Source organism: Longitalea arenae (assembly GCF_016924755.1).
Classification (GTDB): Bacteria; Bacteroidota; Bacteroidia; order Chitinophagales; family Chitinophagaceae; genus Niastella; species Niastella arenae.
Genome location: NZ_JAFFJX010000010.1, coordinates 141,913 through 154,519, shown reverse-complemented (window position 1 = coordinate 154,519; position 12,607 = coordinate 141,913). Strand labels below are relative to the sequence as shown.

At 45.1% G+C, this 12,607-nt stretch carries 13 protein-coding genes; 3 read left to right on the top strand and 10 right to left on the bottom strand.

The annotated features are described in order from the left end of the window. The first annotated feature begins 8 nt into the window (after positions 1 to 8). The 3 genes from JT717_RS19565 to JT717_RS19555 all read left to right on the top strand — a co-directional run bounded on the left by JT717_RS19565 (position 9) and on the right by JT717_RS19555 (position 5,531). The gene (locus tag JT717_RS19565) at positions 9 to 656 is read left to right on the top strand and encodes a HupE/UreJ family protein (RefSeq protein ID WP_205512723.1); all 648 of its coding nucleotides are present in this window, start codon (positions 9 to 11) and stop codon (positions 654 to 656) included. Further along, positions 598 to 2,991, top strand: coding sequence for a M1 family metallopeptidase (locus JT717_RS19560; RefSeq protein WP_205512722.1), 2,394 nt, complete (start codon positions 598 to 600; stop codon positions 2,989 to 2,991). Before JT717_RS19565 ends, JT717_RS19560 begins: the two co-directional genes overlap by 59 nt. Positions 2,992 to 3,647: 656 nt before the next feature. Beyond that, positions 3,648 to 5,531, top strand: a complete 1,884-nt coding sequence (locus JT717_RS19555) for a T9SS type A sorting domain-containing protein (RefSeq protein ID WP_205512721.1) — start codon at positions 3,648 to 3,650, stop codon at positions 5,529 to 5,531. A gap of 143 nt (positions 5,532 to 5,674) precedes the next feature. Here JT717_RS19555 and JT717_RS19550 read toward each other — a convergent pair whose 3' ends face one another. From JT717_RS19550 to infA, 10 genes are all read right to left on the bottom strand, one after another. After that, positions 5,675 to 6,328, bottom strand: coding sequence for a toxin-antitoxin system YwqK family antitoxin (locus tag JT717_RS19550; RefSeq protein ID WP_205512720.1), 654 nt, complete (start codon positions 6,326 to 6,328; stop codon positions 5,675 to 5,677). Positions 6,329 to 6,587: 259 nt separating this feature from the next. Next, complete coding sequence (aroQ, locus tag JT717_RS19545; RefSeq protein ID WP_205512719.1) at positions 6,588 to 7,010, bottom strand: type II 3-dehydroquinate dehydratase; 423 nt, start codon at positions 7,008 to 7,010, stop codon at positions 6,588 to 6,590. A 51-nt stretch (positions 7,011 to 7,061) separates the two neighbouring features. Further along, a complete protein-coding gene (carA, locus tag JT717_RS19540) occupies positions 7,062 to 8,171 on the bottom strand; it encodes a glutamine-hydrolyzing carbamoyl-phosphate synthase small subunit (protein WP_205512718.1) in 1,110 nt (369 codons plus the stop codon). A gap of 223 nt (positions 8,172 to 8,394) precedes the next feature. Next, on the bottom strand, positions 8,395 to 8,904 hold the full coding sequence (rplQ, locus tag JT717_RS19535; protein ID WP_205512717.1) for a 50S ribosomal protein L17: 510 nt from the start codon (positions 8,902 to 8,904) through the stop codon (positions 8,395 to 8,397). Positions 8,905 to 9,080: 176 nt separating this feature from the next. After that, positions 9,081 to 10,082: a DNA-directed RNA polymerase subunit alpha gene (locus tag JT717_RS19530; RefSeq protein WP_205512716.1), complete on the bottom strand. Its 1,002-nt coding sequence runs from the start codon at positions 10,080 to 10,082 to the stop codon at positions 9,081 to 9,083. Between the two features lie 133 nt (positions 10,083 to 10,215). Continuing rightward, a complete protein-coding gene (gene rpsD / locus JT717_RS19525; protein WP_205512715.1) occupies positions 10,216 to 10,821 on the bottom strand; it encodes a 30S ribosomal protein S4 in 606 nt (201 codons plus the stop codon). A 157-nt stretch (positions 10,822 to 10,978) separates the two neighbouring features. After that, a complete protein-coding gene (rpsK, locus tag JT717_RS19520) occupies positions 10,979 to 11,383 on the bottom strand; it encodes a 30S ribosomal protein S11 (RefSeq protein WP_205512714.1) in 405 nt (134 codons plus the stop codon). A gap of 198 nt (positions 11,384 to 11,581) precedes the next feature. After that, on the bottom strand, positions 11,582 to 11,962 hold the full coding sequence (rpsM, locus tag JT717_RS19515) for a 30S ribosomal protein S13 (RefSeq protein ID WP_205512713.1): 381 nt from the start codon (positions 11,960 to 11,962) through the stop codon (positions 11,582 to 11,584). A gap of 108 nt (positions 11,963 to 12,070) precedes the next feature. Beyond that, positions 12,071 to 12,187, bottom strand: coding sequence for a type B 50S ribosomal protein L36 (gene ykgO / locus JT717_RS19510; protein ID WP_010519235.1), 117 nt, complete (start codon positions 12,185 to 12,187; stop codon positions 12,071 to 12,073). A 26-nt stretch (positions 12,188 to 12,213) separates the two neighbouring features. Beyond that, the gene (gene infA / locus JT717_RS19505) at positions 12,214 to 12,432 is read right to left on the bottom strand and encodes a translation initiation factor IF-1 (protein ID WP_081147897.1); all 219 of its coding nucleotides are present in this window, start codon (positions 12,430 to 12,432) and stop codon (positions 12,214 to 12,216) included. Positions 12,433 to 12,607 lie beyond the last annotated feature (175 nt).

Here is a 12,607-nt window from a genome sequence, read left to right as displayed (position 1 = left end):
TCGGCACTATGCAGGATTTTACCATTTATTTTCAATTAGGTGTTGAGCACATTCTTACCCCCGACGCACTGGATCATATCCTGTTCGTAACCGCTTTATGCCTCCGGTACCTGTGGAAGGACTGGAAAAAAGTGGTGGTGCTGGTAACGGCTTTCACCATTGGCCACTCATTGACGCTGGCGTTGAGCGCCCTGAATTATATCCAGGTAAATGCCACCTGGATCGAATTCCTGATTCCGCTTACCATAGCCGCCACCTGCGTTAATAATATAACACAATTCAAAGCAGAACCAACAAAGCGGCTGCCCCTCATCTATTTCTTTGCGCTTTTCTTTGGCCTCATCCATGGGCTCGCCTATGCAGAGACGATCCTCAGTATGGAAGGAAAAGACAATCTGGTGGCAGACCTGCTGGCCTTCAATATTGGTATTGAGGTAGCGCAGCTGCTCATTGTGCTGGTGGTTTTGTTGCTGTCTTACCTGGTGGTTCAATTATTAAAATTATCACGAAAGCTGTGGTTGCAGGCTGCATCTGCCTTAATTTTGGTCATTTCACTATTTTGGGCATACCAAAGATTCCCATATCAAAAAAACTACGATGATGAATCAGAAAAAACAGTTCTTGTTTCTGGTATTGGCTGTAGCAGGTCTGTATAAGGGCGTACAGGGCCAGAATATACAGAACAATCCGGGCTCAAACCACGGAAATAAATTCGAGCAGTTAGGTACTATACTGCCAACCCCCAACGAATATCGCACCGCCAGCGGCGCGCCTGGTCCTAAGTACTGGCAGCAACGCTGCGATTACGATATCAAATGCGAGCTCGATGAGGCGAACCTGAAGCTAACCGGCAGCGAGACCATTAATTATTTTAACAACTCACCCAATACACTTACCTATTTGTGGTTGCAGCTCGATGAGAACCAGCACAGCTCCACGAAGAACGCCAACTATCAAACCGGCAGCACCATGCCCCGGGAGTTGAATGCCGGAATGGTAGACAGGCTCGAAGAAGCTAATTCAGATAATGGCTATGGTTTTAATATTGTTAAAATAACAGATATAGCCGGGAGTACATTGAAGTATACCATTAACAAGACGATGATGCGGGTTGAACTGCCCACGGCCTTAAAACCCGGTCAGAAGTTCACTTTTAATATCAGTTGGAATTACAAGATCGCCGACCGCTTCAAATATGGCGGCCGCGGCGGCTACGAATTTTTTCCCGAAGATGGCAATTACCTGTTCACCATGGCCCAATGGTATCCCCGTTTGTGCGTATACAGCGATTTCCAGGGATGGCAGAACCACCAGTTCACCGGCCGCGGCGAATTTGCTTTGACCTTTGGCAATTTCAAAGTGCAGATGACAGTACCTGCCGATCATATGGTGGGCAGCACTGGTGAATGCCAGAACTATGCGCAGGTATTGACCCCCACCCAAATGGCGCGTTATACCAAAGCCACAACCGCTAAAGAACCCGTGCAGATCGTAACCCTCGAAGAAGCGAAGAAGGCAGAAACGCAAAAAAGCAAAGCAAAAAAAACCTGGATCTTCAAAGCCGATAATGTGCGTGATTTTGCCTGGACCTCTTCCCGCAAATTCGTATGGGACGCCATGCCTGCCTATGTAGAAAGCAAAAAAGTAATGTGCATGAGCTTTTACGGCAAAGAAGCGTATGGCCTGTACAGTAAATTTTCCACCAAAGCGGTGGCGCATACCATTAAAAGTTATTCTAAATTCACCATCCCCTACCCCTACCCGGTGGCACAAAGCGTAGAAGCCTCCAATGGTATGGAATACCCCATGATCTGCTTCAACTATGGCCGTACCGATAAAGATGGCACCTACAGTGAAGCTACCAAATATGGTATGCTGGGAGTGATCATCCACGAAGTAGGTCATAACTTTTTCCCGATGATCATTAACAGTGATGAGCGCCAGTGGAGCTGGATGGACGAAGGCCTGAACTCCTTTGTTGAATACCTCACAGAAGAATTGTATGATAATAAATTCCCGGTTCGTGGAAAAGGACCGGCCTGGGCGATCGTTGATTATATGAAACTGCCCAAAGACCAGCTGGAACCTATTATGTCGAATTCTGAGAACATCGTCGGTTTCGGTCCGAACGCCTACACCAAACCGGCAACCGGTTTGAATATGTTACGGGAGACCATCATGGGCCGCGAGCTGTTCGACTATGCTTTTAAAGAATATGCACGCCGCTGGGCCTTTAAACATCCGGAACCTGCCGATTTCTTCCGCACCATGGAAGATGCATCCGGCGAAGACCTCGACTGGTTCTGGCGAGGTTGGTTCTTTGGTACCGATCCCTGTGATCTGGCCATTGATTCGGTAAAATACTTTACAGCCGATCTGAATGCAAAGCCTTCACAATTGGGCGATACTGTTGTTTTCAGGAAACTGGACCGGCCGATGGGTTCTACCAATCCCGATATCTCAAAACAACGCAACCGCGACGATAAAAGCATTCAGTTCCTGACCGACCAGGATACTACGCTGCGCGATTTTTACTGGAGATACGCCCGCGGCATAGAGCCATATGATACCGCTACTTACCAGGTACCGGTTCCTGCCAGTGTTGAAGCAGCAGACGATGCCACCAAACAGAAATTGGCCGGCAAACATTTTTATGAAGTATCATTCAGCAATAAAGGCGGACTGGTAATGCCTATTATTGTAGAGTGGACCTTTAAAGATGGCACCAAAGAAGTGGACCGCATCCCGGTGCAGATCTGGCGTCTGAATGAAAAGAAAGTCAGCAAGGTGTTCATGAAAGATAAAGAAGTGGCCGCGCTGAAACTGGATCCCATGCGTGAAACTGCTGATATCAATGAAGCCAATAACAACTGGGGCACCATGCCTGCTCCGTCGAAATTTGCGGCGTTCAAGCATAAACAACAGGCGCGCGGACAATCAACCGGTATTACGCCTATGCAAAAAGCACAAGAGCAGAAAAAAGGATTCTAATAGTATTCTCGCAGGTGTGCCATACTTCCTTTGCATGGCCAGAGCAAGTAGCGCACCTCTTTATCGCTTCCTGTTATGCAACAGGAAGCGATTTTTTTTGCGGCTGATTCTAATGGCATGCACGCAAGAAAAAACCGACAAATGCGACAACAAAAGGGATCCAGAAGAAAATGGTAGTTGATCTCATAATACAGTAAAATTACTATGTAGCTTTTTGATTTCCCCATCAATTATCTGAAACCCGGCTGTTCTGATGAAAAATCCCCTTTTACATTGAATGGCATTACAATTATCAATGATATATTTTCAGCAGATAGCGCTGTGCGAATAATTGATTATCGTTATATGGACATTTATACTATTTTTGCGACCGCCTGCAAGTAAAAGAGCCGGCTCCATTTCCTAATCTGGATTTTTCTTTCTAATATAGCGCCACGATTCCTTTGAATTTCCTATCACTATCTAATCTCCACACACGAACTGTGCTTTTTTACCATTATTCCTTTAACCTGACGAGAATACCTGGCAGATCCTGATGTCCCATCCCATTATGAGTTTATAGCCCCTATCATCCTTTGAAAACGTGTATCCGGTTAATACGTATATCCGATCTTCTATGTCCTTGGTTAGCTAAATTCTAAAGAACAATAAATAATATGAAGAAGGTTACCTCTACTCTTACAGCGTTATTTCTATGCCTGTACCTAAGCGCCCAGGTTGGAGCCCTGGACCCCACGTTCAATCCCGCGCCAGCCGGAACGCCTGGTTATGTCATAAACAATATAGTTCCTGCCAATAGCGATTATGGCCAGGCTATTGGTACGCATAATGACGGACGAATTGTGGTAGCTACGTATACCACCGATGAATACATGACCATTGTACGCTATTTGCCTGATGGTTCACTCGATGCTTCTTTTGGCACCGGTGGTATCGTTCATTTAAGAGAAGATGCCGGTGCACAGAATAATGCAGTTCCCTTTGCAATAACTGTTTTAAGTGATAACTCCATCCTGGTAGCAGGCTTCTCCTATGACGCTACCAGGGATTTTGCCCTCCTGAAACTACAGCCAAACGGTACGCCTGATGCCGGCTTTGGTACGGGTGGATGGGTATTAACACCCATTGGCAGCGGACATGATGAAGCCAGGGCCATAACCGTTCAAAGTGATGGTAAGATCATAGTGGCAGGCTTCAGTCACAACGGAACGAACAATGATTTTGCAGTAGTACGATACGATGCAAACGGAAATCCCGACGGCGGTTTTGGCACCGGTGGTATCGTAACAACCGCTATCAGTGGCAATGACCAGGCAACAGGCGTAGTAGTACAACAGGATGGAAAGATCATTGCAGGTGGCACCAGTAATATAGGCGCCAACGGCAACTATACGGCCGTACGGTATAATACAGACGGAACACTTGACAATGGTTATGGTACCAGCGGTATTGCGATTATAGATATCGCCAATGGTGGTGTTGCCGGTTCCAACGACGAAAGCAATGCCATTGCTTTACAACCCGATGGGAAACTGGTGATGACCGGAGAATCCAAAGCTGTTGCGGTGACCAACAATGATATTGCTACCGTTCGTTTGACCACCACAGGTATCCCTGATGCCAGCTTTAATGGCGATGGTGATAATGATGGAATAATAATATTCGACTTTGCACCGGGCACCGTGAATTCAGATGAAGACGGTCGCTCCATCGCATTGCAAAGCGATGGTAAAATAATTATCGGCGGCAGTTTGGAACCTATAAGTGCTGATTTCAGGCTTTTGTTGTTACGCTATAACGCGAATGGCAGCCTGGATGCCGCCACTTTCGATGGCGACGGCATAGTTACTGCTGATCTCGGCACTGACGAAGAGTTCGGTTACGCTGTAAAGTTGTATGGCAACCGCATTTATCTGGCGGGTGGTACCGGACCAGGAGCGCCCAGCGATTTTTTAGTGGCTGCCTTCCAAAACGACGGTACGCCCCTGCCCCTGGTGTTGTCGAACTTCTATGCACAAAAACAAAGCAACAAAGTAGTATTGCTGTGGCAGACGTCGAGCGAAGAAAATGTGAAGCAGTTTGTTATTGAGCGCAGCAGCGATGGTAAGACCTATAAAGCCATCGGCCAGGTAGCCGCTGCAGGTAATAGCATTACAGCTAAGAACTATTCATTTGCAGATCAGTCGCCGATTTTGTCTGGCAATAATTATTACCGTTTGTTGATGCAGGATATTGATGGCAAACAATCCTACAGCAAAACGCTCATCGTTAAATTTGGCGGTGAGTCGGGCAGCAGCCTGCAGGTATTCCCCAACCCGGTAAAAGACATGTTACAGGTGCAGCTGCCCCAGGGCATGAACGGTTCTATCGGCTTACAGATCATCGATATGAACGGACGAGTGATCAGGCGGAACAATCTTGCTTCTGATGGTAACGCCCTCAATACCTCTATAGATGTAAGCACACTTGGAAAAGGCGTTTATATCCTGAAAGCACAGGCCGGCTCCATTACGGTGATCAGCCGTTTCACCAAAAACTAATGTGCTGATTTGCTGATTAGCTTATGTGCTGATGAATTTCTAAAAGCATCACTGTATAAAAAGGCCCCGCCAAATGTTTTTGGCGGGGCTTTTTTTTAAAATTGTATTTCATTGGCATATTAGCACATCAGCAAATTAGCTAATTAACCTCCGGTCGTTCCATCTTTATACCTCACTTTCTTTTTCCCGGCATTCTTCTTTTCAAACTCCACAACTTCTTTTGGTTTGGCTACCGGTTTCTTTTCGGTGGTTACCGGTTCGCTCTTGGCTTCCTGTTCCAGTTTTCCCAGGGTGTACATTTCAGAGCGAATAACCCGCCCGCTCACCGGATCATAATATTTCCAGATGCCGTGTTTAATAGCGGCGCCTTCGTTCTTAACGATCACCGTGCGGTAAGTATCAAATTTGTCGGGATCTTCAATTTCGAGGGTATCATATTCCTTATCGGGGTTCAAAGCACGCCAGCTTTGTTCAAGCCTTAAGGCTCCATCCTTGGTAAAATAACGGCAGATGCTGTCCTTCAAACCCCATTTATAATACTCGATGCCTACCAGGTCGCCCATAAGCGAATACAGGCGCCATTCACCCTCTTTACGGTCCTTTTCATACCAGCCCTCTTCTTCATAGCCGGGTTCGCCCCGTACATTGTCATAATGGTGCTTCCAGGGGCCCCATTTCCGGCCGATCTTATCGATCCGGTTCAGGGTATCGCCTTTAGAGGTAAGTTTATAGTCCTTCCATTGGGCAAAACTGCAAACCGAAAACCCCAGCAGGACCACAATGAATATCGTTCGCATCTTTAACAGGTTTGTAATGGTAAAAAAACAACTTATCCTTCGCAATAATAACGCCAGGACCTGCAATTCATTGCCGGCCCTGATGGGAGGCTTTGTTAAATTTCAGCCACCATGCAAATACATATTTCTGGTTTCGGGATTGCGAGATCTGGGGATTTGCTCAGATTTGAACACGCTGATAAGTCCGGAAATCCGAAAATCTCAAAATCCCGAAATCAGAAATCCCAAAATCAGAAATCCCGAAATCAGAAATCAGAAATCACTTCCGGTCGATGAGATATTGTAGAGCCAGCTCATAGCCCTTCAGCCCCAGCCCAATGATGCTACCGGCCGATTTACCCGAAACATGGCTTAATTTACGGAACTCTTCCCTTGCATGTACATTGGAGATATGTACTTCTACCACCGGGGTCTTTATACTGGCGATAGCGTCGCCAATAGCTACAGAAGTGTGGGTATAACCGCCGGGATTCATAATAATGCCATCATAATCGAAGCCAACCCGTTGCAATTCATTGATCAGCTCCCCTTCCACATTACTTTGGTAATAGAGGATCTCTACCTGGGGATATTTACTTTTCAGCGTTACCAGGTAATCTTCAAAGGAAGTACTGCCATAAATGCCAGGCTCCCGCTTTCCCAGCAGGTTCAGGTTAGGACCGTTAATGATAGCTATTTTCATAATGTAAATAGAGAAAAAAGGCGGGCCTTTTCAATGACCCGCCCTTCTGTATTAGTTCATGTATTCCTTGATCATGTTAATGAAGTCATCGAACAAATAGCGGCTGTCGTGCGGACCAGGCGTGCTTTCGGGGTGGTATTGAACCGAAAAAGCGGGCTGATCTTTCAGGCGGATACCTTCGATAGAATTATCGTTCAGGTTCACGTGGGTGATCTCTATGTTCTTCGCCTTTTTAACCGACTCGGGATCAACGCCAAACCCGTGGTTTTGCGTGGTCACTTCACATTTGCCGGTCAACAGGTTCTTTACCGGATGGTTCAACCCGCGGTGGCCGTGGTGCATTTTGAAAGTAGTGATGTCATTGGCCAGGGCCAGTAACTGGTGTCCCAGACAGATACCAAAAGTTGGCTTCTTTTCTTTCAGCACCTCTTTAACGGTTACAATGGCGTAATCCATCGCAGCGGGGTCGCCGGGACCGTTGGAAATAAAGTAGCCATTGGGCGCAAATTGCTTCAGTTCACTTACAGGCGTTTTGGCGGGGAATACTTTTACATATGCGCCCCGTTCAACCATACATTGCAGAATATGCTGTTTGGTGCCAAAATCCAGTACGGCGATCTTTACCGGTGAATTGGGATCACCCAGGGTATATGGTTCATTGGTGCTCACCTTGCTGGCCAGTTCCAGGCCATCCATGCTGGGCACTTTTTTCAGTTCTTCTTTCAGTTGGTCAACATCGAGTATTTCTGAGGAGATGATGCAGTTCATAGCACCTTTCTGGCGAACATGGGTTACCAGCGCCCGGGTATCAACCCCCTCTATGCAAACGATGTTATTTTTGATCAGGTATTGATCCAGCGATTCATTTGCCTGTTTACGGCTGTATTGTTCTTCCAGGTTTCGACCGATCATGCCTCGGATCTTTACACCATCCGACTCAACATCTGTGTCTTTGGTTCCGTAATTCCCAATATGAACGTTATTCATGATAACGATCTGACCATAATAACTGGGATCGGTAAAAACTTCCTGGTAACCGGTCATCCCGGTATTGAAACAAATTTCACCGGCTGTAGTGCCTATTTTTCCAAAAGCTTTACCGTAATGAACGGTGCCATCTTCCAACAGTAGTACAGCGGGTTTTTGAAGCGGATTCGACATCTTTCTATAAAAAATTTTGCAAAAATAAAACAATAATTTTGAATTTGTGATTTCGGGATTTCCTGATTTCTGGATTTTTAACTATTTCACGCTAATACCAGACCAACCTTTTAAAAATCTTCAAACACAAGATCTCCGGATCACAAAGGCCCGGAATTATATGCATGAAAAAAGCAAGACCGGTAACAGTCTTGCTTTTCTATAAAAACCAATTCGGTCATTTTTACTTTGCTGCTTTTTTAGCTGATTTCTCTTCTGATGCTGTTTCTTCGGCAGGAGCGGCAGTTTCTTCACCAGCAGCTTTTTTACGGCTACCACCACGACGTGTTTTCTTCGCAGCTTCTTTAACTTCGCCTTTTCCTTTACCGTAGATCTCATTGTAGTCAACCAGTTCGATCATAGCTGTTTCAGCATTATCACCCACGCGGATACCCAGCTTAATGATGCGGGTATAACCACCAGGACGTCCACCTACTTTCTCGGCGATAGGTCCGAACAGTTCGGTAACAGCCTCTTTGTTTTGCAGGTAGCTGAACACTACACGGCGCTGATGCGTGGTATTGTCCTTAGACTTCGTGATCAGCGGCTCAATGAATGTGCGCAGTGCTTTTGCTTTTGCCAAAGTGGTAGTGATACGCTTGTGGTTGATCAGCTCGCAAGCCAGATTTTTCAGTAACGCCTTCCGGTGAGAAGCCGTTCTGCCCAGGTTGTTGATTTTGTCTCCGTGACGCATGACGATTGTTGTTTTACCGACTGTACCGTGTCAGGATTTACAGTCTACGTTTATTTAATGTGATAATGTGATAATTCGTTTCTGTGATAATGCTGCCGTTTGGGAAGCCTGCGCTCCGGCAGGAACCACAAATTGCAATTCATCATCAAATCCGCTAATTATCACATTAGCTGTGACTAAAGTTCTTCTTTGTCAAGACCAAGCTTGCTAAGATCCATTCCGAAGTGCAGTCCTCTTTCAGCCAGCACCTGCTCAATTTCAGCGAGTGATTTCTGACCGAAGTTCCGGAACTTCATCAGGTCTTCCTGTTCGTATTGAACCAGTTCGCTCAAGCTATTGATCTTCGCTGCTTTCAAACAGTTGAAAGCGCGTACAGACAGATCCAGGTCTTCGAGCGGGGTTTTCAGGATCTTACGCAGTTGCAGCATTTGCTCATCAACTACATCTTCTTTCTTATCTTCCTTGTTATCGAAAGTGATGTTCTCGTCAGTGATGATCATCAGGTGCTGGATCAGGATGCGGCTGGCTTGCTTCACCGCTTCTTCAGGGTGAATGGTGCCATCGGTAGAAACATCCATGATCAGTTTTTCGTAGTCAGTACGCTGTTCAACACGGGTGTTTTCAATAGCATACTTTACGTTCTTGATCGGTGTGAAGATCGCATCGGTTGGGATGTAGCCGAATGGCGCATCTTTTACCTTATTATCTTCAGCAGGAACATATCCGCGGCCTTTTGCAACGGTCAGTTCAATGTCAAGCTTGGCTGATGAATCCAAAATACAGATCAGCAGCTCAGGGTTCATGATCTCGAAGTTTTGGGTAGCTTCTCCGATCATACCGGCTGTGAATTCTGATTTATTTTTAATGCTCAACGTAATCTTTTCCTGGCTCACTTCATGATCAACTTTCTTTTTGAACCGAACCTGTTTCAGGTTCAGGATGATCTCCAGCACATCTTCAGTAATTCCCTTGATGGTAGCAAACTCGTGGTCTACTCCTTCAATGCGGATACCTACTATTGCAAACCCTTCCAATGAACTCAACAATACCCTGCGCAAAGCATTACCAATGGTTACACCGTAACCTGGCTCTAACGGGCGAAACTCAAACTGAGCTTCGAATTCCGTAGCTTTCTGTAAAACTATTTTGTCAGGTTTCTGGAAATTTAAAATGGCCATATTTTAAAATTTCGATTTTTTACAATGTCAAAGGAGTCAAATGTCAAATCTGTCAAATGGGTCAAATCAGTCATATAAGCCACATGAGTTCCTTTAACTGTTTTGACTCATTTGACTTTTTCTGACTTATCGACTATTTAGAATATAACTCAACAATCAATTGCTCCTTAATGTTCTCAGGAACGCTTTCCCGCTCTGGATAAGCGACAAAAGTACCTGTCATTTCAGCTTCGTTCCAGTCGAGCCAGCTGAACTTCTGGTTCTTACCGCGAAATACGCTGGTAATTGCTGTGTTTGACTTGTCTTTTTCTTTGATGCTGATGATATCACCCGGTTTTAACTGGAAAGAAGGAATGTTCACCACTTCTCCGTTAACGGTAATATGTTTATGCGATACCAGCTGACGGGCGCCGGGACGTGAAGGAGAAAGACCCAGGCGGTAAACGGCATTATCCAAACGGGCTTCCAGCAATTTGATCAGGTTTTCACCGGTAACCCCTTTGATACGGGCTGCCTCTTCAAAGGTCTTGCGGAATTGTTTTTCCAGAACGCCGTATGTATATTTTGCTTTTTGCTTTTCTTTCAACTGTAATGCATACTCACCGGGCGCTTTACGCTTCTTTGAAGGACCATGCTGACCGGGAGGATTGCTGTTCTTTGACAGATATTTACCATTGCCTAAGATAGGCTCGCCGAAAATACGGCAGATTCTTGTTTTGGGACCAGTGTAACGTGCCATGTTGTTATTTAATCAGATTTTTTGGTGACGATACACGATCCTAAAAATCTTAAAAATCAATCGTGTACCCTATTTAATATTTTAGATTTCGAGAGTTGGGATTTCGAGATTTACAATTCAAATCTCGAAATCCCTATATCCAAAATCAGAAATTTCTTTATACTCTACGTTTTTTCGGAGGACGGCAGCCATTGTGGGGCAGCGGAGTTACGTCCTTGATCATAGCCACTTCAATGCTGTTCTGAGACAGGCCACGGATAGCGCTTTCGCGACCGGCGCCCGGTCCTTTTACATAAACATCAACTTTCTTCACACCTGCATCGAACGCTGTTTTGGCAGCATCGGCTGCAGCCATCTGAGCGGCGTATGGGGTGTTCTTTTTAGAACCTTTGAAACCCATTTTACCGGCACTGCTCCAGGAAATTACCTGGCCATTTTTGTTGGTAATGCTGATGATAATGTTGTTGAAGCTGGCTGAAATGTGAACATCACCATAGGTGTCCACTTTCACAATTCTTTTCTTCGCAGCGGCTTTTGCGCTGGGCTGTTGTGCTTTTGCCATAATTGTTTACAGGTAATCTTGTTTAAAAATAACTCCCATTTGTGTGGGAACCAGGTCAACACTCCACCTGCACCGGGTATCTGTAGCTGACCTGTTATATCGGTGCATATAGATAAAATGCTTCAAGCTATAAGCTTCAAGCCACAAGTCATTATTAAAAATGGCTTGCAGCTTAAGGCTTCTAGCTTGGAGCTATTATTATTTCTTAGGTGCTTTCTTTTTACCGGCAACAGTTTTCCGTTTTCCTTTACGGGTACGGCTGTTGGTACGGGTACGTTGACCGCGAACTGGTAAACCTTTGCGATGACGCAAACCACGGTAGCAAGCGATATCAAGTAAGCGCTTGATACTCATTTGCACTTCAGAACGTAACTGACCTTCTACCTTGAATTCGTTGGTAATGATATTACGGATAGCGTTCAGTTCGTCATCATTCCATTGATGCACTTTTTTGTCCAGCGAAATACCAGCTTTGCTGAGTATGTACTGGGCAGTTGAACGGCCGATCCCAAAAATGTAGGTAAGACCAATTTCACCTCTTTTATTCTTGGGTAAGTCTACACCGGCAATACGAGCCATAATTCTTGTTTATTGTTTGTTGTTTGTAGTTTGTTGTTTACAATCCATCAGTCCTACAACCTGCAAACAGCTGATAGTGCCGATTGCCGATTGCCCATTGCCGATCGATTACCCTTGTCTTTGCTTGAAGCGCGGGTTCTTTTTGTTTATAACATATAACCGGCCTTTTCTACGCACGATCTTGCAATCTGCGCTACGCTTTTTAATAGATGCACGAACTTTCATAACATTTATTTATTTACAGTGCTTTACTACTTATAACGGAAGATTATCCTTCCTCTCGTCAAATCATAAGGGCTCATCTCCACTCCCACTTTATCGCCTGGCAAAATCCTGATGTAATTCATCCGCATTTTACCAGAGATCGTTGCCAGTATCTCATGGCCATTCTCAAGTTTTACCTTAAACATTGCGTTCGATAAAGCTTCTGTTATAACTCCATCCTGTTTAATCAGCGGTTGTTTACCCATATAATTTTAAGGAGGCGCAAAGATATGATAATCGCCCTAAAAAAGAAAAAAATAAGAAATAATTAAAAATATTTGCCCTTTTTCCCTTTAATTCCCGGCCTGAAAGGACAAAAAGAAACAAGGAACATCGACTGACGAAGATCGCTCAACCTCTGGTCCGACACTCCTTGTTTAC